General features: G+C 70.8%; 15 protein-coding genes. 12 read left to right on the top strand and 3 right to left on the bottom strand.

The features are described from left to right. Window positions 1–87: 87 nt before the first annotated feature. Window positions 88–1083 carry a helix-turn-helix domain-containing protein gene (locus ACX9TP_RS42710; protein ID WP_482976441.1) on the bottom strand — a complete coding sequence of 332 codons (996 nt, stop codon included), beginning with the start codon at window positions 1081–1083 and terminating at the stop codon, window positions 88–90. A 122-nt stretch (window positions 1084–1205) separates the two neighbouring features. Further along, a complete protein-coding gene (locus ACX9TP_RS42705; RefSeq protein WP_482976440.1) occupies window positions 1206–3266 on the bottom strand; it encodes a S8 family serine peptidase in 2061 nt (686 codons plus the stop codon). A 236-nt stretch (window positions 3267–3502) separates the two neighbouring features. On the opposite strand from ACX9TP_RS42705, the gene glgC reads away from it, so the two are divergent. From glgC to ACX9TP_RS42650, 11 genes are all read left to right on the top strand, one after another. Beyond that, entirely contained in the window at window positions 3503–4750 is a 1248-nt protein-coding gene (gene glgC, locus ACX9TP_RS42700; protein WP_482976439.1) for a glucose-1-phosphate adenylyltransferase, read from the top strand. Window positions 4751–4987: 237 nt separating this feature from the next. Next, window positions 4988–6073 carry a type III polyketide synthase gene (locus ACX9TP_RS42695; RefSeq protein WP_482976438.1) on the top strand — a complete coding sequence of 362 codons (1086 nt, stop codon included), beginning with the start codon at window positions 4988–4990 and terminating at the stop codon, window positions 6071–6073. Next, window positions 6067–6642, top strand: coding sequence for an isoprenylcysteine carboxyl methyltransferase family protein (locus tag ACX9TP_RS42690; RefSeq protein WP_482976437.1), 576 nt, complete (start codon window positions 6067–6069; stop codon window positions 6640–6642). The genes ACX9TP_RS42695 and ACX9TP_RS42690 overlap by 7 nt, the downstream gene beginning before the upstream one ends. Next, window positions 6635–6922, top strand: a complete 288-nt coding sequence (locus ACX9TP_RS42685; RefSeq protein WP_482976436.1) for an acyl carrier protein — start codon at window positions 6635–6637, stop codon at window positions 6920–6922. Before ACX9TP_RS42690 ends, ACX9TP_RS42685 begins: the two co-directional genes overlap by 8 nt. A 146-nt stretch (window positions 6923–7068) precedes the next feature. After that, complete coding sequence (locus ACX9TP_RS42680) at window positions 7069–8826, top strand: fatty acyl-AMP ligase (protein ID WP_482976435.1); 1758 nt, start codon at window positions 7069–7071, stop codon at window positions 8824–8826. Between the two features lie 346 nt (window positions 8827–9172). Further along, window positions 9173–10270, top strand: coding sequence for an NAD(P)/FAD-dependent oxidoreductase (locus tag ACX9TP_RS42675; RefSeq protein WP_482976434.1), 1098 nt, complete (start codon window positions 9173–9175; stop codon window positions 10268–10270). Window positions 10271–10469: 199 nt separating this feature from the next. Beyond that, entirely contained in the window at window positions 10470–11615 is a 1146-nt protein-coding gene (locus ACX9TP_RS42670; protein WP_482976433.1) for a peptidylprolyl isomerase, read from the top strand. 26 nt (window positions 11616–11641) lie between these two features. Further along, on the top strand, window positions 11642–16132 hold the full coding sequence (locus ACX9TP_RS42665; RefSeq protein ID WP_482976432.1) for a PKD domain-containing protein: 4491 nt from the start codon (window positions 11642–11644) through the stop codon (window positions 16130–16132). Further along, the gene (locus ACX9TP_RS42660) at window positions 16129–16689 is read left to right on the top strand and encodes a hypothetical protein (RefSeq protein WP_482976431.1); all 561 of its coding nucleotides are present in this window, start codon (window positions 16129–16131) and stop codon (window positions 16687–16689) included. The genes ACX9TP_RS42665 and ACX9TP_RS42660 overlap by 4 nt, the downstream gene beginning before the upstream one ends. A 22-nt stretch (window positions 16690–16711) precedes the next feature. Further along, window positions 16712–20617, top strand: coding sequence for a hypothetical protein (locus ACX9TP_RS42655; RefSeq protein WP_482976430.1), 3906 nt, complete (start codon window positions 16712–16714; stop codon window positions 20615–20617). Between the two features lie 125 nt (window positions 20618–20742). Continuing rightward, on the top strand, window positions 20743–21159 hold the full coding sequence (locus ACX9TP_RS42650) for a Uma2 family endonuclease (RefSeq protein ID WP_482976429.1): 417 nt from the start codon (window positions 20743–20745) through the stop codon (window positions 21157–21159). On the opposite strand, the gene ACX9TP_RS42645 is transcribed toward ACX9TP_RS42650, so the two are convergent. Then, window positions 21129–22805 carry an FAD-dependent oxidoreductase gene (locus tag ACX9TP_RS42645; RefSeq protein ID WP_482976428.1) on the bottom strand — a complete coding sequence of 559 codons (1677 nt, stop codon included), beginning with the start codon at window positions 22803–22805 and terminating at the stop codon, window positions 21129–21131. The two genes, ACX9TP_RS42650 and ACX9TP_RS42645, sit on opposite strands and share 31 nt — an antisense overlap. Before the next feature lie 355 nt (window positions 22806–23160). On the opposite strand from ACX9TP_RS42645, the gene ACX9TP_RS42640 reads away from it, so the two are divergent. Then, a complete protein-coding gene (locus ACX9TP_RS42640) occupies window positions 23161–24249 on the top strand; it encodes an MBL fold metallo-hydrolase (RefSeq protein ID WP_482976427.1) in 1089 nt (362 codons plus the stop codon). Window positions 24250–24263 lie beyond the last annotated feature (14 nt).

Genomic DNA, 24263 nt, shown 5'->3' with positions numbered 1-24263 from the left:
GGCCCGCCCGCTCGGAATCTCAGTGCCGCACCGGGCGCCGCGAAGCCCGCCTCTCAGTGCCGCACCGGGAGCCGCCGTGCCCGCCTCTCAGTGCCGGACCGGGCGCCGCCGCGCCCGCGTGGCGCCGCGAAGCCCGGCCCCTTCCGCGCGGCACTCGCGAGGCGTCATGCCGAACGCAGCCTTGAAGGCGCGGCCGAAGTGCGAGAGGTCCTGGAACCCCCACCGGAAGGCGATGTCCGCGATGGTGCGCTCCCGCAGCGCCGGGGCGAGCAGCGCCTGCCGGCACCGGGCGAGTCGCCGTGCGAGCACCCAGCGCATGAAGGACTCGCCCCCTTCCGCGAACAGCCCGTGCAGGTAGCGCGTGGAGCAGCGGAAGTGGGCGGAGACCGTCATCGGGCTCAGCGCGGGGTCCCCGAGGTTGCGCTCGGCATGGTCCCGGATGGCGTGCCGCCGGGCCTCGCGCACGCTCTCCGTGTCCGGCCGGGGCCCATCCTCCTTCGCGTTGAAGCCCACCGCGAGCAGCGACACCAGGATGTCCGACAGCGAGCCGGAGACAGGCTCATCCACTTCGTTGCGAGCGAACGCGTTGAGGTATGCGGACACGAGCGCGCCCGTGCCCTCATTGGCCCGCAGCACGCTTCCAATCGACCTGTCCGCGTCGACGAGCCTCGGCCGCAGCGCCGCGTACGGGACGAGGATGACCACGCGGCGATACGCGGTGTCGAAGGAGATTTCGCCGGGCCGCACCCCGTCGAGCAGCTCCACGTCGCCCGGCTGCGTCTGATACTCCGGCCGGCGCGTCTGCCGCACCGTGCAGACGCCCTCCAGCTGCATGCAGATGAAGAAGCACTCGCGCGGGGCCCGGGCGATTTCCTTCTCCCCCCGGTACACCCGCTGCGAGGCCGAGTGCAGGTGCGTCACCGACAGCGCCCCTGCCTCCCGGTGGTCCAGTCTGCCGAAGAAGGGCTCACTCCTGCGCTTCTGCTCTGTGCGCAGGCCGAGGAAGACCCGGCTCGCCGTCTCCTGCCAGTACTCCAGCCGCTCCTTCGCGGAGACCATGTCGGTAGAGAAGACAGCAGGCACTGCGCACCCCCGGGCCGAGGAGGCGGAAGAGACCGCTGGCACACCATCGCCAGCAGCCCCATTCGCCTCCAGCATCCCTCAGGTACGCAGGCGCGCGGTGGGCATTGCCTCCGACGTGGGGGCTACGGGCCCGTCAGGCGGCTGAGCGTGAAGGGCGAGCGGTACCAGGTGCCGCCCGGAAAGCTCACCTGCGTGGACGCCGTCGCCGTCGAGGGCACGCCCGCCGAGCCGCTGACGCTGAGCGTGCCCGCGGGCTGCACCGCCGTCGAGGGCGTCCCCGTGCACCCCGGGCACAGGTTGGTACCCGTCACGTAGCTCAGGTTGAACGTGAGCGAAGTCGCGGAACTGTCCACCACGCCCTGCACCCACGTCGGACGGGTGCCCTTGTAGACGAGGACGTTGGCGACGTGCACCGTCCCCCGCGAGTCGAAGAGGATGCCCCAGCCGGACTCCCAGGCGTTGTACCAGTGTCCGCTCAGGTTCATCGTCGTGACGCCGCTGCCGAAGGCCAGCCGCTGGATGGGCTCGTTGCCCGACGCGGCGCCCTTCGTCCACACGTACCGCCACTGTCCGCTGCTCAGGGTGAGCTTCGCCGTCCCCACCTGGGTGGCGGACGCGCTCGTGCCATTCCAGGACGTCTCGTAGAGGGTGCCCGCCCACGCGCCCGTCTCGGCGGTGAGGGTGCTGGTGTACCAGATGGGCTCGCCGGCGGAGGTATAGGTGAGCCACGTGAGCGCGAGAGAATCGGTGGCGGCGTACTGGATGTCCAGGCCGTTGCCGCTGCGCGCCGGGTTGTACCAGTTGCCCTTGGCGGGCTTCGTCGGCAGGGGAGGGTAGATGGCGGCGGCGGCATTGATGAGGCCCGTGCCGCACGTCTTGCAGTACAGCGGCGTGGCGGTGCCCTTGATGCGCGCGGTGACCTGCGCGGGCGTCATCGAGGGCCGCTGGGACAGGATGAGCGCCGCGAGGCCCGCGACGTGGGGTGACGCCATGGACGTCCCGCTGAGGTAGCGGTGGCAGTAGTCCCCGGGCAGCAGCGTGGTGCCTGCCTTGTACGCGGCCCAGGTGGACACGGCGCCGTCCGTCCCGCTGTACGTCGTCCCGTCCACGGGGCAGCCGATGCCGTCGCCGTAGAAGGCGGGGCCTCCGCCCGGCGCGGTGACGTCGACCCGCTCCCCGCGGTTGCTGTAGGGCGCGAGCTGTCCGTCCCGTCCGCTCGCGGCCACGGCGAGCACGCCGGTGCACGAGGCAGGCGTCACGTTGGCGGTGTCCGCCGTGTTGTTGCCCGCGGCGGCGACCACCACGACATTCTTCTGCACGGCGTACGTCACGGCGCTCTGCATGTACGCGTAGCCCGAGCACGGGGCCGTCCCGCTGGTCGTCCCGAAGCTCATGTTGATGACGCGCGCGCCGTTGTCAGCGGCCCACCGGATGGCGTTGCCCACGTTGCTCATCACCGGGGCGTTGTTGTTGGAGACCTTGACGGGCATGAGCTGGCAGCCCCAGCAGACGCCCGCGCCGCCGAGGCCGTTGTTCGCATTCGCGGCGAGGATGCCGGCCACGTGCAGGCCGTGGTGGTACGTGTCGTCGTCCGTCGGGTCCGCGTCGTTGTCACCGAAGTCGTAACCCGCGGCCCACTTCCCGTTGAGGTCCGGGTGCGCGAGCCGGCCGGTGTCCAGCACGGCAACCTTCACCGAGCCGGTGACGCTGTTCCACGCCGTGGGAAGATTGATGGCGGGGTAGTGCCACTGCAGCGGGTACAGCGGGTCGCTCGGCACCGCGAAGTACTCCATGTAGAGGTCCTCGTGCGCGTACTCGACGCGAGCGTCCGCGCGCAGCGCCTCGATGGCGCCGAGCAGGTCCGCCTCTTCCTCGGCGATGGACGCGCCCGGGCGCCGCTGCTCCGGCGCCAGGGACCAGAGCCGCGCGCCCCCGGCGAGCGCCTTGACGTCCTGCGCCTGGAAGCCCCGAAGCGTGGGCGGCGAGGCGCGCAGGCTCGCCTCGTCCGACTCCCGGAACTTCACGATGACGTGGCCCGGCACGAAGCGGCGCGCGGGCTCTCGCAGCGGGGCCTGGGCGTGGGACGGCGGGGAGGGCGGTGGGGTGGGGGGCTCGCCGCACGCGACGAGGGACAGGGACACCGCCAGGGCAGCGAGCCAGGGCGTGCGAGACAGGGACTTCATGACGACCTCCAGTGACGGACGCGGAGCGTCAGCGCCCCGGACCGTGGAGGCAGAGATAGGGCGACGCCCGCGCTCGGAATCGGCCGGGAGTGCACGCGGATTCGACTGGGAGCGCTCGGGGGCCTCCCCGGAGTCCCGGGTCTCTGACGCACACGGCCACGCCGGACGCCCGCCCCTGAAACCAGACAAACCCGGGTTGCCCCCTATACTGCGCGGCGGGAGGGACACTTCACCGCATGGCCACGCGCATTCTCGGGATGGTCCTCGCAGGCGGGCAGGGAACGCGATTGGCGCCGCTGACGCAGCGGCGCTCGAAGCCGGCGGTGCCCTTCGGGTCGAAGTTCCGCATCATCGACTTCGCCCTCAACAACTTCATCAACTCGGGCATCTACTCCATCTACGTGCTGACGCAGTTCAAGGCGCAGTCGCTGACGGAGCACATCCAGCGCGGGTGGCGCTTCGGCTCGGTGTTGCTGTCGGACTACTTCATCACGCTCGTGCCGGCGCAGATGTACCTGTACGAGGAGCTGGGGCCCGTGTGGTACCGGGGCACGGCGGACGCCATCTACCAGAACATGCACCTGGTGGAGAACCACCGGCCCGAGCACCTGGCCATCTTCTCCGGCGACCACATCTACAAGATGAACGTGGCGCACATGCTGGAGATGCACGAGGACCTGCGCGCCGACATCACCATCGCCGCGTACCCCACGCCGCTCGCGGACGCGCACCGCTTCGGCGTCATGCAGGTGGACGAGCGCGGCCGGGTGACGGAGTTCCAGGAGAAGCCCAGGGAGCCCAAGGCCATTCCGGGTCGGCCGGATACGGCACTGGCCAGCATGGGCAACTACATCTTCCGCAGCAAGGTGCTGGCGGAGCTGCTGGAGGTGGACGCGAAGACGGAGGGCTCGCAGCACGACTTCGGCAAGGACGTGCTGCCGCGCGCGCTGCGTGACGGCTACCACATCCAGACGTACGACTTCGCGAAGAACCCCATCCCCGGGCAGACGCGGCCCAACACGTACTGGCGGGACGTGGGGACGCTGGACGCGTACCACGAGGCGTCCATGGACCTGGTGTCCGTCAACCCGGAGTTCGACATCTTCAACGCCGAGTGGCCGCTGCGCACCGCCAGCGAGTACAGCCCGCCGGCCAAGTTCGTCCACGAGTCGGGCGAGCGGGTGGGCCGGGCGCTCAACTCCATGGTGGCCGGAGGCTGCATCGTCTCTGGCGGCGTGGTGCGTGAGAGCATCCTCTTCCGCCGCGTGCGGGTGAACAGCTACGCGAAGGTGGAGCGCTCCGTCGTCTTCGACGAGGTGGACATCGGCCGTCACGCGCAGGTGAAGAACGCCATCATCGACAAGGGCGTGCGGGTGCCGCCCAACGCGAAGATTGGCTTCGACCGGGAGGCGGACAAGGCGCGCGGCTTCACGCTGACGGACTCCGGCATCACCGTGGTGCCCAAGGGCTACCGCTTCGAGTAGGCCGTTCAACGCCTGTCCAGGCTTTGGGGTGCATTCCTTCAACTGGACTGTGCGTGCTGTCTGCCGTGTGACAGCGCTCTCCCGGTGACTTCTCCGAGGGTGGCTGCGAGTCTACCGTACGACAGTGACGCGGGGGGCGCGTCCGGCGGCGTTCATCCAGGCGCGACGTGCCTCGCGTCGGGCCCGGCCTCCGGCTAATCGTCATCCTGAGCGCGTCGCGAGGGACTCGAGAACTTCATGCACAGCAGCGCACCCGTCCAGGACAGCTCGCCCTTCATTCGCGCGGTAGGTCGTGCCCTCCCCCCGCACTACGCCACGCAGGAGCAGCTCATCGCGGCCTTCCGCGAGCTGTGGGCGAAGAAGCACTTCAACCTCGAGCGGCTCGAGGACTTGCACCGCGCCGTGCAGGTGGGCGGCCGTCACCTCGCGCTGCCAATCGAGGCGTACCCGCCGCTCACCACCTTCCAGCAGCGCAACGATGCCTGGATTCGCGAGGCCACGGCGCTGAGCGAGGTGGTGGTGCGCCAGGCGCTGGACAAGGCGGAGCTGACGCCGGCGGACGTGGACCACGTCTTCTTCGTCACGGTGACGGGCATCGCCACGCCCAGCATCGAGGCGCGGGTGGCCAACCGCGTGCGCTTCCGCGAGGACTTCAAGCGCACGCCCCTCTTCGGCCTCGGGTGCGTGGCGGGCGCGTCGGGAATCGCGCGGGCGGCGGACTACCTGCGGGCCTTCCCCACGCACACCGCGCTCGTCATCGCCACGGAGCTGTGCTCGCTGACGCTGCAGCGTGAAGACCTGTCCATCCCCAACATCATCGCCTCCGGCCTCTTCGGGGACGGCGCGGCGTGCGCGGTGCTGCGCGGCGCGGCGGCGCCGGGCGCGAAGGGCCCCAGGGTGGTGGCCTCGCGCTCGGTCTTCTACCCGGACACCGAGCGTGTCATGGGCTGGGACGTGGTGGACTCGGGCTTCAAGGTGGTGCTGTCGGCCAAGGTGCCGGTGCTGGTGAAGGACCACATCCGCGGCAACGTGGACGGCTTCCTCGCGGAGCATGGCCTCGCGCGCAAGGACGTGCGGCACTGGGTGGCGCACACGGGTGGGCCCAAGGTGCTGAAGGCCTTCGAGGAGGCGCTGGAACTGGAGGCGTCCACGCTGGAGCGCTCGTGGGCGTCGCTGCGCGAGGTGGGCAACCTCTCGTCCGCGTCGGTGCTCTTCGTGCTGGGCGAGACGCTGGAGGACGCGGGGCCGCGTCCGGGTGACTGGGGCGTGATGATGGCGATGGGGCCGGGCTTCTGCGCGGAGATGGTGCTCTTGCGATGGTGACCTCCACCCAAGCCGTCTTCCTGGGCTTCATGGCGCTGCTCGTGGTGGAGCGGCTGGTGGAGCTGGTGCTGTCCAAGCGCAACGCGGACCGGGCCTTCGCGCGGGGCGGCGTGGAGACGGGGCAGGGGCACTACCGGTTCATGGTGGTGTTCCACACGCTGTTCCTCGGGGCGTGCGTGGCGGAGGTGTGGGTCCTGGAGTCGTCGTTCCCGGGCGTGTGGGGCTGGGCGGCGCTGGGCGGGGCGGTGGCGGCGCAGGCGCTGCGGTACTGGGCCATCGCGACGCTGGGGGAGCGGTGGAACTCGCGCATCATCGTGGTGCCGGGGCTGGCGCCGGTGACGGGTGGGCCCTACCGCTTCCTGCGTCACCCCAACTACGTGGCGGTGGTGCTGGAGCTGGCGTGTGTGCCGCTCATTCACGGCGCGTGGCGGACGGCGCTGTTCTTCTCGGTGGGAAACGCGGCGTTGCTCTTCGTGCGGATTCGCGCGGAGGAGGCGGCGCTCGGCGACGCGTACGCGCGGGAGTTCGCCCACCGTCCCCGCTTCATCCCGGAGGTGCCCCGTGACTGAGTCCGAACTGGAAGTGCTGGCGGAGATCCGCCGCATCGCCGCCGACGAGCTGGAGTGGAAGGGCGCGGTGGAGCCGGGACAGGACCTGCTGAAGGACCTGCAGCTGGACAGCCTGGGGCTGACGGTGCTGGCGGTGGGGCTGGAGAATCGCTTCCGCATCCGCCTGTCGGAAGAGGACGCGCAGGATGTGCGCACGGTGGGGGACCTGGCGAAGCTGGTGGCGCGGCGGGCCGCAGCGGCGGTGGCCCCGGCCGGCCCTGCCACGGAGGTGCGCCAGTGAAGGGCGCGGGCGCTGGCGTGGAGCCCGTGAAGAGTGCCGGCCCCGAAGGTGCAATCGGGAAGGGCGCGGGCGCTGGAGTTGCGCTCGATACAGTCGCGGGCTCTGGATTGGCGCCCGGGAAGGGCGTGGGCTCTGGAATTGCGCCCGTGAAGGGCGCGGCCCTGCCCGGGCTGAGGCACGCGACGGTGACTGCGGCGCTCTCGGCCACGGCGCGCACCACGCCGCATGGGCTGACCTTCGTGGACGCGGGCGAGCGGGAGGTATCGGTGCCGTGGGCGGAGGTGTACCACCGAGCCCGGCGCACGGCGGCGGGGCTGGCGCGGCTGGGCGTGCGCGAGGGCGAGCGGGTGGCGCTGCTCTTGCCCACCTCGCCGGGCTTCATGGACGCGTTCTTCGGCACGCTGCTGGCGGGCGCGGTGCCGGTGCCGCTCTATCCGCCGGTGCGGCTGGGGCGGCTGGAGGAGTACCACCGGGCCACGGCGCGCATGCTCCAGGTGACGGGAGCGGCGGCGGTGCTGACGGACTCGCGGGTGCGGCTGCTGCTGGGGCCGAGCGTGGAGCGCGCCCGTCCGCGCCTGGGCTGTCACACGGTGGACGAGGTATCGCGCGGGGACGAGGAGCTGGAGGTGCCGGTGCGTCCGGAGGGGCTGGGGCTCATCCAGTTCTCGTCGGGCTCCACGGTGGACCCGAAGCCGGTGGCGCTGACGCACGGGGCGCTGATGTCGCAGGTGGCGGCGCTGGAGGTGGCCATGCCGTTGCGGCCGGGGACTCCGCCGGTGGGCGTGAGCTGGCTGCCGCTGTACCACGACATGGGGCTCATCGGCTGCGTGCTGTCGGCGCTGTACTACCCGGGCAACCTGGTGCTGATTCCGCCGGAGGCCTTCCTGGCGAGGCCCGCGCTGTGGCTGCGCGCGCTGTCGAGGCACAAGGGGTTCATCTCGCCCGCGCCCAACTTCGCGTATGGCCTGTGCTTGAAGCGGGTGAAGGACGAGGACATGCAGGGCATGGACCTGTCCTCCTGGAAGCACGCGCTCAACGGAGCGGAGCCGGTGTCCTCGGACACGCTGCGCCGGTTCGCGCAGCGCTTCGAGCGGTGGGGCTTCTCCGCGCGGGCGCTGCGGCCGGTGTACGGCCTGTCGGAGGCGTCGCTGGCGGTGACGTTCCCGCCGGAGGGCCGGGGTCCGCGCTCGCTGGGCGTGGACGCGGGAGTGCTGGCGCGAGAGGCGCGGGTGGAGGCGGGGACGCGCGAGCTGGTGAGCGTAGGAGCGCCGGTGGCGGGCTTCGAGGTGGAGGTGCGCGACGCGGCGGGCGCGGTGCTGCCGGAGAAGCGGGTGGGGCGGGTCTTCGCGCGGGGGCCGTCGTTGATGGCGGGCTACTACGGCGACACGGAGGCGACGGGCCGGGCGTTGTCGGCGGAAGGCTGGCTGGACACGGGCGACCTGGGCTTCCTGGCGGAGGGAGAGCTGTACCTCACGGGCCGGGCGAAGGACGTGGTCATCATCCGGGGGGCCAACCACGCGCCGCAGGCGTTCGAGGAGCCGCTCCAGGCGGTGGACGGAGTGCGCACGGGCTGCGCGGTGGCGCTGGGCTTCACGCCCGAGGGTGGCGAGGACGAGGCGTTGCTCATCCTCGCGGAGCGAGCGGGGCCGGGTGTGGGTGAAGAGGTGGAGGAGCGCATCCGCGCGGCGGTGGTGGAGGCCACGGGCGTGCGGCCACACACGGTGCGGCTGTTGGAGCCGGGGACGCTGCCACGCACGTCGAGCGGCAAGCTGCGCCGGGCGGAAGCGCTGCGGCGCTACCTGGCTGGAGAGCTGGCGCCGCCGAAGAAGGTGGGCATGGTCGGCATGGCGGTGGAGATGGCGAAGAGCGCCATCGCGATGGCGAAGGCGGAGCGCGATACGTGAGTCGGAGCACGGCGGATTCCGGGCGCGGTAGACCCCTGCAGTCCGCTCCACCCCTGCGGGAAGCAGGCCCGCGGAATGAACGTTCCTTCCGCCACTGTCGGCTGCCGGAGGCCCCCAGCGTCCTGGAGGCGGGCTCGCGGAATGAACGTTCCTTCCACCGCTACCTGCCGCCGGGGTGCACCTCACGCTGGGCGGGCCACCCCCGTGTCCTGGATGCATCGGCGAGCCGCGCTCGAGGCCTCGGTGACGGCGCGGGCACACTCCGCGGCATGAAGCAGCGCAAGCTGCGCATTCCCGTGGGCCCTGTACCAGGCACGTCGGTCGTCGCGGGATGGGAGCGCACCACGTGAAGCGGTACGACGTCGCGGTGGTGGGGGGAGGTCCGGCCGGGCTGGCCGTGGCCATCACCACCACCGCGCGCGGGCTGAACACGGTGGTGCTGGAGCGAGCCACAGTGCCCGCCGACAAGGCCTGCGGCGAGGGCCTGATGCCTCCGGCGCTCGCCGTCCTGGACCGGCTCGGCGCGCTGGCGCTGCTGGACCGCCGGGAGAGCTCGCCCTTCGTGGGCATCCGCTACGTGCAGGAGGACGGCTCCACGGTGGAAGGGCTGCTACCCGGAGCCGGAGGGCTCGGCGTGCGTCGCGTGGCCCTGGCCTCCGCCCTGGTGGCAAGAGCCCGAGACGTCGGCGTGGAGCTCCGCGAGCGCACCCAGGTGCTGTCCCACCGTCGCACCAGCGAAGGCATGACACTGGAGACCGCCGAAGGCCCGGTGGAAGCACGGATGCTGGTAGCGGCGGACGGGCTCGGCTCGCCGCTGCGGCGGGCGGAGGGCCTGGACGTGGAGTCCACGGGCCCGAGGCGCTTCGGCCTGCGCCGACACTTCCAACTGGAGCCCTGGACACCCTACGTGGAGGTGCACTTCGCGGACGGGGTGGAGGCGTACGTGACGCCCGCGGGAGCCCGGCGCGTGGGCCTGGCCTTCCTCTGGGAGGACGGCGTCGTCGAAGGACGCGTGGCCTTCGAGACACTCCTCGCGCGCTTCCCCCGCCTCTCCGAGCAGCTCGGGGGAGTACCCCCGGACTCGCAGGTGCGGGGCGCGGGCCCGCTGGCGCGAGTGGCCCGCGCGCGAGTCGCGGACCGCTTCGCCCTGGTGGGAGACGCGGCGGGCTACGTGGATGCGCTGACGGGAGAAGGACTCTCCCTCGCCTTCGCCTGCGCGGAGTCCCTGGGCACGCTGCTCCCCGACGCACTGACGAAGGGTGCAACCACGGACGCGCTGCGCCCCTACGAGGCCAGCTTCCAGCGCGTGTTCCGCAAGTACGCCTGGACGACGCGAGCCCTGCTGATGCTGGCCCGCCGTCCCCGGCTGCGCCGTCCGGTGGTGCGCCTGCTCTCGAAGACCCCCTGGCTCTTCGAGCGCATCCTCCACGCCGTCGTGGCCTGATTCACAACCCCACCTGACGCCGTACCCGCCGCGCGTGGACCCCCGGTCCACAGCGCTCCGGTGACGTTGCCTGTGAAGCAACACGCTGGCGCACGCGCGGCAGCCCCCTCCCTCTGGGAGTGCCGTGGGCCCGCTCCTTGCTCAAGGGCCGGCCCGTCGCATTCCCGTACCCGAATCCCGAATCCCGCTCCCGGTGACCATGGAAGCCACGTCTTCACGTCTTCGTTCTCGACCTCCCGCGCGCCGGTGGCTCATCGCCGCCAGCCTGCTCCCCATCGCCCTGGGTGGCTTCGCGGCCCTCTCGGCTTCGAGCCAGCTGGACCAGCCCGAGGAGCAGGAAGTCGCCCTCGTCAACGACAAGCCCGTCTCGCTGGAGCGGTTCAACCGCCTCCTCGCCTTCACCGTCGAGCGTGCCACCTCCACCGACGGCCGCATCCCGGACGCCGACGCGCTCCTGCTCAAGAACGCCATCACCCAGAAGCTCATCGATGAAGCCGTCACCGACGCGGCCGCGAAGGAGCAGGGCCTCGAGGTGACGGAGAAGGAAATCGACGCGGCCTTCGCGGCCTTCGAGCAGACCTTCCCCTCCATCGAGTCTTTCAATCAGTACGTGGAGAGCACCCCGGACGGCGTCACGGCCATCCGCGGGGACATCCGCCAGCGCCTGCTGCGCGAGCGGCTGGCGAAGAAGGACGAGGGCTGGTCGGTCTCCTACGACGAGGTGAAGCGCCACTACGAGGCCAACGCCGCGACGTACCACCAGCCCATGCGGGTGCACGCGAGCGAGGTGCTCGTGCTCCCCGGCAAGGACTCGCTGGCCCGGGCCAAGGAACTCCTGGAGACGGTGCGCAAGGGCAACGCGGCCTTCGCCGACGTCGCCCGCAAGTCCTCGGAAGGCTCCACCCGCGCCCTCGGCGGCGCCCGGATGGACCTGACCGAGGACACGCTCGAGTCCCACGTCTGGAAGGCGCTCGTGGCGCTGAAGCCCGGGGAGCTCACCGACGTCCTCGAGACGAAGGAGGGCTACTGCTTCCTGCTCGTCCACGAGGTCCTGCCCGAGCTGGACCGGAAGTTCGAGGACGCCCAGCCCGAAATCCAGGCACAGCTGGAGCGGCTGTACGCGGATGCCCGGCTCAAGGGCCTGCTCGCGGAACTGCGCTCCAAGGCTTCCATCAAGAACCTCTTCGCCGAGCGCTACGCGAGCCTGCTCCAGGACCTGCTGAAGCCTGGCGCGTCCGCCGCGCAGCTCTCGTTCAGCCTCGGGTCCACCTCGACGCCGCCAGAGCCCACCCCGGCCGGCCCCGCCGCCACTTCCTCCTCTCAGCAGAGCCGCCCGCGCCCATGAGCCCCGCCCCCATCTGGAGAATCATCATGAAGCGCATCCCCTGGGTTGCCTGCCTCCTCCTGGTCCTGGCGGCCTTCGCCACCCAGGCCGGCGACTACACCGGAAACCAGCAGGTGAAGACCACGATGCGGTACGGCGAGCAGTCGGAGGACGGCTACCTCTGGCCCTTCCAGGTCACCTGCAGCCAGACGGGCTTCTCGCCCGCGCCGGCGGTGCAGATTGCCCCGGGCTCCGGAGACCCTGGCGCGCCGACGTCGAACCCGCTGTCCTCCCCTGCGGCCTGCCCCATCTTCGATTCGAACGGGGACGGCCTGCCGGAGTTCAACTTCGATGTGACCTTCAACTCCCTGCGGGATTTGGGCCGGAAGACCATCGTCTGCAATGGCACGCACGTCGACCCCGCCTACTGCGTGAGCGGGTACTCCCCGCCGTGCAACGTCATCTGCAACCTGGCGGCGGTGACCAACTTCGCCAGGCCCCTCTCGTTCTTCATCACCGTCGTCAACTCGCCGCCCACGGCCAGCCCGAGCCACTCGCCCACGCCGGCCTGGAACGCCACCGTCACCCTCCGCGCCAACTCGGGGGACGCGGACGGCGGGGGGCTGAACCACGCCTGGCGCATCGTCAGCAAGCCCACCACGTCCACCGCCACGCTGGCGTCCGCCAACACCGCCAACCCCACCATCACCTTCACGAGCGACCGCGACATCGGCAACTACCAGTTCGCGCTGGACGTCTCCGACAACGAGGGCGAGCTGAAGACCTTCAATCACTCGTTCTCCGTCCCCAACGTGCCGCCGAACATCAGCGTCGCCGGGGCCACGACGATTGACGCCAACACGCCCATCGCCCTCACGGCCTCGCCCACCACGGACGTGGACGGCGGCAACCTCACCTTCGTGTGGGAGCTGCTGGAGGCGCCCACCCGCTCGGGCCTGATGCCGACGAGCAACTACGCCACCACCGCGGGCATCAACCTCCCCACCACCGGCCTCCACGTGGGCACCTGGCGCTTCCGTGTCACCGCGAAGGACAACGAGAACACCACCGACACCGAGACGGTCACCGTCACGGTGCGCAACCTGAAGCCGCGCATCTCCTTCACCGGCCCCACGGAAATCGACGTCGGCCAGGCGCTGCAGGCGGCCACCAGCGTCACCACGGATGACGACGGCGGCAACCTCACCTTCGAGTGGGAGCTCATCCAGGCGCCCCAGTCCGCGGGCGTCTCGCCGCTCACCGTGCTGTCCACCGGCGCCTCCGTCACCCGCGCCACCTCGGCGAGCTCCGCCGGCACGTGGATTGTGCGCCTCACCGCCACCGACGACGAGAATGAATCCGTGAGCCAGGACCGCGCCATCGTCGTGGACGGCCTGCCCACCGCGGACATCGCCGGGCTGGACGTGGCCCACCTGCTGGAGTTCCCCCTGCTCTTGGACGGGCGCGGCTCCGAGGACCCCGACTCCCCGTGCACCAGCCAGTCCAACCGCTGCCACGTGACGGACGGCAGCCCCGTCACCGGCATCTCCGCGGGCCTCGTCCGCTACACCTGGTACGTGGTGGACATCCCGCCGGAAGCGTGGGGCACCTACACCACCGGCCGCGTGGACGAGGTGTTCAACCTCCCCGCCAACGGCTCCACGCTGACGCTGGACTGGACGGACCTGGAGCCGGGCCAGTGGCAGTTCGAGCTGGAGGTGCAGGACGGTGAGGGCAACGTCGCGAGCACCCGCCACACCGTCGTCGTCGTGCCGCCGCAGACGCCGCCCGCCGCCGTCGTCAGCGGGTCCGCGTGGTACCTCGTCAACCTCGCGGGCGTGCTGCCCGGCCCCATCGTCGTGAATGGCGCGGCCAGCTTCGACCTGGACAACGCGGTGTCGGGCCCTCCCGGCTCGGGCCTGGGGATTACGAACTACGCCTGGTCCGCGGTGCCGCCCGTGGGGTGCGCCGTGCCGTCGCTGCCGAGCGGCCCCTCGGCCACGGTCCTCACGCTGTACCCCGCGGGCGCCGCCGTCCCGCCGGCCTGCCAGGGCTTCTGGCGCATCCGCCTCACCGTCACGGATGACGACTCGCCCCCCCTGACGAACTACGCGGAGACGGGCGTCACCATCGGCAACTGCGCGGCCGGCGTCTGCGTGGACGCGCCCACCACCGGCACGCCCGCCATCGTCCAGTCCTTCGACGCCGCGGACATCGACATCTACTACCACATCGACTCCACGCTCTACGAAGACCCCACCTTCATGCTGGGCATGTACACGCTGCTGGAGGTCTTCCCCACGGGCAGCACCACGCCCGTCTACTCCGCGGTGGACCTGAACGTCTGGCCGTCGAGCAAGGGCCTGCCCCTGGTCTTCAACTGGAACGGCTACACCAACGCCGGCACGCGGCCGCCCACCGGCCGCTACGACCTGCGCGTGACGCTGCTCGACTTCACGCTCGCGCCCACCATTTTCTCCGCCGTCCAGACGCAGGCCATCCAGACGGAGAGCGTCACCCTCCAGCTGGCCAGCACCGCGCCCTACGTCGACCGCGAGGCCGTGGTGGCGGGCACGGGCAACGTGCCGTTCGACTACCGCGTGGATGGCGCCCTCTCCATCTCCAGCCTGGAGTGGCGCGTGCTCAACCAGGCGGGCAGCGTGGTGACGCGTGGCAACACGCCGAGCGTCGCCGCCCTGGGCACCTTCTCCTGGAACGGCCGCGTGGGCTCGACGCCCCAGGCCGCGGGCCGCTACCAGATGGAGGTCGAGGCGTTCCGCAGCGGCCGCTCCCTGGGCGTCTCCCCGCGCGTCCCCTTCACCCTCTACGACATGGCGCTGGAGGTCCCCGGCCACGCCATTCCCGCCAGCGGCCTGAATGTCTCCGTCAACTCGGACGATGACGACGCCAACGGCACCGTCGACTCCAGCCAGGCGCCCGCGCCCGCCGCGGAGGACGACCTGGTGGCCGTCACCCTGCGCTTCCAGCCCCGCGTGGACGGCACGCTCACGCTGAGCTCGGACGCGCCGGCCCAGCTCAAGGTCTGGACCACCGCGAACAAGACCGGCCCGCTGGTGCTGCCGAAGACGTTCAACCTCCCCGCGGACGCCGTTCCCGCCCAGGTCTTCGTCGAGGCCCTCACGCCCGGCTCGCCGAAGCTGCGGGTGCAGTACACGCCGCCTGGCACCGCCCCGACTCCCAACAAGGAGCTGAAGCTCAACCTCTGGAAGCTGGAGACGATGAACGACACCAACGGCGACTTCCGCATCACCGCCGCGGACACGTCCACGCTCTTCGTCCGGCCGGGCCTGTGGGACTTCGCCTTCCGCGTGGCGGCGGATGCCTTCGGCGCCATCAACACCCTCTACAACGAGTCGGACCAGGTGCGCCTGGGCGTCTCCGCCAATCCGGACAACTTCATCGGCCGCGACTCGCGTCGCTTCTACTACCGGCTCACCGACGCGGCGCGGAACACCAACGCCGCCACGGTGGAGGAGTACGCCCTGGAGTGGTTCACCACGGAGGCGGACGGCGTCACCCACCAGGACGCCCCGGCCACGGACAAGACCGTCACCCTCACCGAGACGGGCGCCAACACGGGCATCTTCGTGTCGCAGGCGGTGATGGTGGTGGCGGACCAGGTGGACCGCGACGTGCCCACCAACACGGGCCTCACCGCCCACCCGGGCAACGCGGCCTACAACGCGGCGAACCACCGCGTCCGCCAGGCGAAGAATCCGGACGGCCGCGTGGTGGCTCGCTACCAGACCACCGACCCGGTGACGACGAACATCCTGCTCAAGACGCCGCTCTTCCAGCGCGCGCCCGAGGAGCGCCGGGTGATGACCGTCCGCGTCTTCAACTTCCAGGACCCCAACAACCTGGGCATCACGGCCATCCCCGCGGCGTTGGTGGGCACCCTCACGGACATCCTCAAGGAGCGCTACGTCCCCATGGGGGTCCGCGTGGAGGTCGTCTACAACGCGATGACGGACAACATCACCCTGCCCATGGGCAGCCCGGTGAACCTGAACAACGTCGGCAGCTTCACGGGCGGCCACGGCACCCTGGCGCCCTCGGCGGACCAGCAGGCGCTCATCACCCTGGCGCGCGGGGTGGACCCCGCCGGGCCCGCCAACACCAACACCGTCTACCTCATGTTCGTGGGCAACTTCTCGTCGGGCGACCGCGGGCAGGCCTTCCCGGACGGGTGGATTCCCGCGGGCTCCACCGCGAGAAACTTCGTCTTCGTCGCGGGCCGCAACACCCCCAACGACTACACGGGCGCTCACGAGGTGGGCCACATGATTACCAACGCCACCCTGTCGGCGGCCGAGGCCGGCGGCACGGTGGCGGGCTGGTCGGGGGGCGGGCATTACGGCGGCGTCCACGACGCGTTCAACCTGATGCGCGGCGGAACCACCGGCACCACGCCGCGCACCCACCGCGACACCAAGCGGCTGTGGGACGACACCGCCGTCCACACCGTTCAGCAGATTACCCGCGCGCGCGCCACGCGCTTCATGAGGAACCCATGATTCGCCGCCTGCTTGCTGTCCTGGCACTCACCGTCTCCACCCTGGCGTCCGCCCAGTCCAGCGCCGTGCAGCTCGGCCGCGACTTCGCCACGGACGACGGCCTCGCGCGCATCTCCGCCTTCACCCGCTTCGAGAAGGAGGTGGCGCCCGCGGCCCGCGCCGCCGCCCTCTCCGACATCTGGGAGTCGGTGGAAGGCAAGCCCGAGGCGGAGGCCGTGCGCTCCACGGTGCTCGCCTACCTGATGTCGCAGCCCGCGCAGAAGATGCCGTGGGACGCGCGCCTGGGCGGCCACGTGGCCGAGGCGGGCAAGGCGAAGAGCCCCGCCCTCCGGCGGCTGGCGCTGAACACCTTCAGCCGCCGCGGTCCCGAGCTCGCCAAGCAGGAGACGCTCGTCTTCCTGGACGACACGGACGACACCGTCCGCGAGCTGGCCCTCATGGAGGTGTCGCGCTGGTCGGACGGGAAGTCCGTCCTCACCGACTACGTGACGAAGCATTCCAGGTCCACGAAGCACAAGGGCTCCGTGGCTCGCGCCCGGTTCCTCCTCGACAAGTAATTCCCAACCAAGGACTCCCATCGTGAGCCCCAATCCTTCCACGCACCGCCCGCGGGCGGTGCGGCGTACCCTTGCTGTGTTCGCGGGCCTGGCCCTCCTCTGGAGCCAGTCCTCCCTGGGCGGCGGCGCGGCCGATGCCGGCGCGCCCACCCCCGTCACCGGCGGCTTCCTCGTCCCCTTCGGCGTGGGAGTCGACGAGCTGAACGGCCGCGTGCTGGTGGCGGACACCGCCAACCGGCGCATCAAGTACACGGCCATCTCCGGCCTCTCGGCCGCCTCCACCTGGTCGGAGGTCGGCTTCGTGGCGGACCCCACCCAGGAGCAGGCCCTCAACCAGCCCCAGGGCGTGGCCGCCGACGCGCAGGGCAACCTCTACGCGCTGGACAGCATTGGCGGCGAGGTGGAGCTGTACCGGTGGGACGCCGCCACCTCCAGCTACACGTACGACGCGGCCTTCGCGTCCACCACGCGCAACACCGTGGCGGGCGTGAATATCACCCAGCCGAAGGACCTCGCCGTGGGGCCCCTGGGCCGGGTGTACCTGCTCGACTCGGGCAACAGCCGCATCCTCGTGGCGGACGGGCCGGACGACACGAGCTGGTCCGTCGCCCACACAGACACCACGTGGTTCGGCGCCAGCGGCTTCGACGTGGGCGCGGACGGCACCTTCTACGTGGCGGACACGGGCCACCACCAGATTGTGAAGATTCCGCCGGTGGGCGCGCCGCTGCGCTTCGGCTCCAACGGCACCGGCACCTCGCAGTTCCGCAGCCCGCGCGACGTGGCCGTGGCGCCGGACGGGATGATGTGGGTGGCCGACACGCAGAACCACCGCGTCACCGTCTTCCGCCCGGACGGCAGCTTCGACTCCACGCTGGGCATTGCCCCGCTCTTCACCTCGCCGCAGAAGCTGGAGATTGACGGGCTGGGGCGCGTGTTCGTCATCGACTCGGACGCCGCGCGGCTCGTGGCCTTCCTGGGCTCGGGCGCGCCCATGCCCTTTGATTTGTACGTGCGCGACTACCTGGGCGACACCGGCACGCAGCCGTCGTCGACCGGCTTCACGCTGTCCTCTCCGGACATCCTCGTGCGCCACCGGCCGGACGTGAACCTGGCCACCGCGGCCGAGTTCGGCCTGGGCTACTACGCCTTCCAGCAGCCGCGCTACGACACCACCAACTACGTCTATGTGATGGTGCGCAACCGCAACAGCGCGCCGGCCACCAACTCCGCCGTGCGGCTGTACTGGGGCGACCCGGCGTCGGCGCTCGAGTTCCCCAACCACTGGAGCCTGGACGGCTTCTTCGAGGGCTACTCCAGCGCCACCGTCAACGCGCCCGGCAACGCGCTCGTCGTGCCCACCGTGCCCGGCGCCACGATGACGGCCCATGGCGTCACCGTGGTGGGCCCCATCCTCTTCCGTCCGCCGGCTCCCGAGTCCGCGGCCGCGGCGGATGGCCGCTTCCTGCTGTCGGCGCGGGTGTCCAACCTCCATGACCGGCTGACGCCGGCCACGGGGCTGGACGAGGTGCGCAAGAACAACAACATCTCGCTGCGTCCCGTGCAGGTGACTCGCGGGCCGTTCCCCGACGGCGTCCAGGACACGCTCGTGCTCCGGGTGGACTTCTCGAACATCACCGGCAGCGCGGACGAGGCCACCGTCACCCAGCGCATCGACGCGCTGACGCAGTGGATTTCCGAGGTCAGCTACAACCAGGCCACGCTGGTGCCCGTGTACAAGGCGCCCCTCGCCCTGGGCCGCCCCAGCAGCGACTATTACTCGGGCAACGTGACGCCGCTGGTGGAGCTGGCCACCGACTCGCTCGACGGGCTCCTGGCGCTGGAGCCGGGGGCGCTGGACGGCGCCACGACGGACCCCTCGGACGACATCGACCGCGTCATCCTGGTGGTGAACGACCCGGCCTTCACGAGCGACTGGGCCACCACGGGCCACTGGCCGTACACCGTCGGCGGCACCACCCGCTACCTCTCCGTCTCCATCCAGGGGCCCACGAACTCGCTGGCGCAGTACGCCCACGGCTACTCGCACCAGTTCGGCCTCGTGGACCTGTTCCCCCACGAGAATGTGGAGTTCCCCGTCGCCGAGCCCGCCAACAAGTGGGACAACATGGCGCTGCCCTTCGAGGGGGCCCACCCGCTGGTGTGGTCCAAGCAGTACGCCGAGTGGGTGACGAGCAGCGGCGGCCAGATTCTCTTCATCCCCCGTCCGCCGGGGACGTCGCCGCGCACGGGCCAGCCGTCCATTCCGGTCAGCTTCCAGAGCTCGCTGGTGGCGGGGCAGTACGGCGCCATCGCCATCGGCCTGACGCCGGGCGTGACGTCCTTCGAGGACGAGACGCACTTCTACTGGGTGGAGGCGCGCACGCCGACGCTGGCGAACCGGGACCAGGTGGTGCCGGGCAAGGGCGTGCTCGTGTACTACGCGAACAAGGCGATTCCGCAGGGCCAGGTGCCCGTCGTCATCCGGGACCGCACGCCGGCCACCACGGTGGGGGACGCGGCGCTGGGCGTGGGCGACACGGACGCGCCTCCCGGCACGGGCATCAGCGTGCGCGTGGCGGCCGAGCGCCCCTCCAACGGCGGCTACGACGTCACCGTCGATTACACGCCCCCCGTCGACTACAACGTCCGCATCCGCGTGGGCGACCCGGCGTGGACCAGCCCGGACATCTGGGTGGACAACCAGGAGGACGGGGGCGGCTACAACACCACGCAGGTGGACGAGCGGCCCATCGCTGACCAGGACAACCGCATCTACGCCCGCGTCTACAACGACGGCCCGGCGGCGGCGTACGACACGGAGGTCCGCTTCCTGCTCTCCGCGCCGTACCACACGGTGGATGGCGTGGGCTCGTTCGACCTCTACAAGAGCGTCATCATCCCGGTGATTCCGTCGGGCGAGTACCGGGACATCTACGTGGTGTGGAAGCCCATGGGCGTGGATGACCCGCACAACTGCGTGAAGGTGCAGCTGCGCCGGATGACGTCCGACACCAACCCCAGCGACAACGACGCGCAGCAGAACCTCTGGGTGAAGCAGTCCGCGCACGCCAGTCCCTACGACGTGGTGGACTTCGGCTTCCAGTTCAAGAACGCGGGCGAGAAGGAGCAGCTCGTGTACTTCCGCTACGAGGGCCTGCCCTCGCACTGGGGTCGGTCTTTCGGGCCGGACAAGGCGGTGGTGAAGCCGGGCGAGCTGCTGGAAGGCCACCTGAAGTTCCAGCCCGACGAGAAGGACCAGGACTGCGTCGCTCACGACGCCCACGTCACGGCGTGGACGCCGCGCGGAGACACGCTGGTGCGGATGGGAGGCGCCACCGTGCGCGTGCCGCTGCGCCGCCGCACCACCGTGGAAATCGAGACGGTGGAGGTGCAGAAGGTGAGCTGCAAGGAGTTCCCCGCGTATCACCTGGAGCCGGACCAGAAGCGCAGGGTCTACTTCTACGACCCGAAGAGGCCGCCCGAGTCGTGTGGCCTCATCCGCGTGAAGGGCTACACGAAGCCCGAGCGGCCCGGCCAGAAGTTCCTCCTGCGCTACACGGACGAAGCGGGCAACCCCGTCTACCAGACGGTGACGACGAGCACCGGCGGCACGTTCGAGGACTACCGGCTCACCGTGGCGGGAGGCAAGTGGTCCGCCACGGCCATCTACCCGGGCGACGGGAAGTGCAGCGGCTCCACGCGGACGAAGGTGGAGCTCGAAGTTCCCCTCGACAGCAAGGGCGACCAGGACCAGGACGGGCTGCTGGACAAGGACGAGGTCCAGGGCGACGCGGACGGGGACGGCCTGCCCAACGTGCTCGACGTGGACAGCGACAACGACGGCCTGCCGGACGGCAAGGAGCCGCCGGGTGACGACGACAAGGACGGCGTGGACAACGTCGTCGACAGGGACAACAAGGGCTAGGGCCGGAGCAGGGCGCCCCGGGTTCGAGGTGAACCCGGGGCCGTCCACTGACGAATCACCGCCATGTGACCTCCAGGATTCCCTGACGTCGTGAGGATGTCAGGGGTATGGTGCAAGCTGGACACATGAGCGACAAGACGCGAACGGAGGTCGCATACGAAGCGCTGGAACGCCTCCCGCCGAACGTGGTTGGGGAAATCCTCGACGGTGAGCTGTACGTGAGGCCTCACCCCGGTACGCTCCATGCTCGGGCTACAGCCCGGGTGGCGAGGGCATTGTGGCCATTCGACGAGGAACCGGAGCAGGAGGGACCCGGTGGATGGGTCCTGTTGTTCAAGCCCGAATGGCATCTCGGTGGTGATGTGTTGGTGCCCGACGTCGTGGGGTGGCGGCGCGAGCGCATGCCGGAGCTACCAGATGTCGTCGGTGTGGAGCTCGCTCCCGACTGGCTCTGCGAGGTGCTGGAGCCAGCCACCGAGGCGCTCGACCGGAACGCTCTGGGAGCGCTGACTCACACCACGGCTGGGTGCAGGAAGCCATGAATCGCCTGCACCACCACGGAGCCCTCGCCCACGCTCGACGCCACGCGCTTCACCGAGCCCGAGCGCACGTCCCCCACCGCGTAGATGCCCGGCCGCGACGTCGCATACGGTGACGCGAGCGCCCGGCCCTCCGCGTCCTGCCCCGTGCGGATGAAGCCCTTGCCATCCAGCTCCAGGCAGCCGTTGAGCCACTCGGTGTTCGGCTCGGCGCCAATCATCACGAAGATATTGCCGATGCGGCGCGTGGTGGCTTCCTCCGTGGGCCGGTGCACCCACGTCACCTCCTCCAGGAACCGCCTCCCCGCCAGCCGCGTGATTTCCGTGCGCGTGTGCAGCTCGATGCGCGGCGAGGACTGGATGCGCTGGACGAGGTAGTCGGACATCGTCGCCGCGAGCCCGCCACTGCGCACGAGCAGATGCACCTTCGACACCGTGCGCGACAGGAAGACGGCGGCCTGTCCGGCGGAGTTGCCTCCGCCCACGACGATGATTTCCTCGCCGTTGCACAGGCTCGACTCCATGGCCGTCGCCGCGTAGTGGACGCCCTGTCCCTCGAAGCGCGCGAGGTCGGGCACGTCCAGCTTCCGGTAGCGCGCCCCGGTGGCGATGACCACCGAGCGCGCGGACACCACGCGGCCATCCTCCAGGCACAGCCGGTAGGGCGTGCTCTCGCAGTCGATGTCGGCGACGGAGCGGGAGACGATGAGCCGCGCGCCGAACTTCCGGGCCTGGACCTGCGCCCGGCCCGCGAGCGCCTGGCCGGAGATGCCGGTGGGAAAGCCGAGGTAGTTCTCTATCTTCGAGCTGGTCCCCGCCTGCCCGCCGGGCGCCAGGGCCTCGACGACGACGGTCTCCAGTCCTTCCGACGCCGCGTAGACCGCCGTCGCGAGCCCCGCGGGGCCGGCGCCGACCACGGCGACGTCATGGACATGCTCGGGGTCGACGGCCTCGCTGAAGCCCAGGTCATCCGCCAGCGCGGCGTTCGACGGATTCCGGTAGACCGTCCTCCCCGGCGCGATGACGACGGGGAGCTGGGCGGGGGTCAGCTCGAAGCACTGGAGGAAGCCGCTCGCGCCCGGGTCGACGTCGATGTCGAGCAGCTTGTGGGGATAGCCGTTGCGGGTGAGGAAGCTCTGCAGCCGGAGCGTGTCGGCGCCATGGCCGGAGCCGATGAGCACCACCCCGGCCTGGGCATGACGGATGAGGCCCACGCGGCGCAGGATGAACGCGCGCATGATGATTTCGCCGATGTCGGCCTCGGTGCTGACCAGCCGGCGGAAGTCCTGCGGCCTGATGCGGACCACCCGGCAATCACCGCGGGTGCGGCCGCTCACCAGAATCTGGTGGTCGGTGAAGAGGTCCAGCTCGCCGGTGAACTGCTGCTCGCCCTGGACGGCGAGGACGTGGGGTGCGCCCTCGTGGTCGAAGTCGAAGATTTCGACGGCGCCTTCGACCACGAAGAAGAAGTCGACGTTCCGGTCTCCCCGGCTGAACAGGAGCGTGCCACCGGTCAGTCGCTCCTCGGTGCCGTAGGCGGCAATGCGCTCCGCCATCTCCGGGCTGAGCCGCGGAAAGGTCTGCGCTTCGCGGGCATAGGGGTCGGAGGGGTCCAACCCGGGCTCGGTGGTGACGGGCAGTGCGTCCATGCCTCGAACGTGGGAAGGGCGCCTCGAGGCGGCAATGAACGCCCCTGGCCGCGCAGGGGAACACCGGTGCCCGGCCCGGGGGCGGGCGGACAGCGGAGCGCCGGGTGGCCTCCATGCCGGACCCGTGGGCGCCTACCGTCGTCCCGGCTGTGTGACAGGGCTCGGCCCCTGTCTGTCACGCCTCCAGCCGCGGGAGCCGGGGAGGCCGCCGGTCCTCCTGGAGGAGACGCTGCGTGACACGGTGGCGTGGGTCCGCGAGCATGGCGCGTGGGTGGGCGGCGTCGCGAGCGGGGCCCCGGCCGCCACCGCCACGTGAGGCGGGCAGGCCCCTGGACTTCCCTGGAGCACCTTCACCATGCCGCACCCTGCTGCCACTCCCTCCCCGACGAAGCGCCTCGCGCTCGTCCTCCTCGTGTGCGCGCCGTGGCTCGGAGGCTGCCTCTTCGCGGGCACGCGCCACGAGGGCCCGGTGACGGACCACTTCGACGGCGAGCAGTTCGAGAACCTGGAGCCCGTGCGTCGGCTCGGCCCGGGCGACGTGCTGGAGGCGCTGCGCAAGGAGCCCCGGGGCGAGTGGCGCGACTACGAGGACCTTGCTCCCGGCAAGCCGCCGCCCGAGCGCGTGGGGGCGGGGGAATTGCGCGTCACGTTCATCAACCACGCCACGGTGCTGCTCCAGGCGGACGGGCTGAACGTGCTGACGGACCCCATCTACTCGGACCGGCCGAGCCCGCTGTCCTGCGTGGGCCCGCACCGGGTGCGCCCGCCGGGCATCCGCTTCGAGGACCTGCCGCCCATCGACGTGGTGGTGGTGAGCCACAACCACTACGACCACATGGACCTGCCCACGCTGCGGCGCCTGGAAGAGGCGCACAAGCCGCGCTTCATCGTGGGCCTGGGCAACAAGGCGCTGCTCGACGGCGAGGGCTTCGAGCGGGTGGAGGAGCTGGACTGGTGGCAGTCCACGGAGGTGGCGCCGGGGCGGACGGTGACGGCGGTGCCGGCGCAGCACCGCTCCAACCGGGGGCTGACGGACACGTCCGCGACGCTGTGGGCGGGCTACGTCCTCTCCACGTCGGGCGGGCCGGTGCTCTTCGCGGGAGACACCGGCTACGGCCCGCAGTTCGCGATGATGGCCGAGCGCTTCGGGCCCATGCGGCTGTCGGTGCTGCCCATTGGCGCCTACCGGCCCACCGCCTTCCGGCCGGTGCACATGGGCCCGAGGGAGGCGTTCCAGGCGCACAAGGTGCTGCGCTCGGCCACGTCGGTGGCCATGCACTACGGCACCTTCGCGCTGGCGCTGGATGGCCAGGACGAGGCGAAGTACCTCCTCTTGCGACTGGTGGCGCGCGAGCCGGTGCGCCCGCGCTTCTGGGCCCTGGGCTTCGGCGAGGGCCGCGACGTGCCCCCGCTGGAGCCGGCGCCCGCCGCGCGCCAGGACTGAAGGGAGACGGCGGC

This window comes from Pyxidicoccus sp. M15 (assembly GCF_056858435.1).
This window is presented reverse-complemented; position numbering and strand designations above follow the sequence as displayed.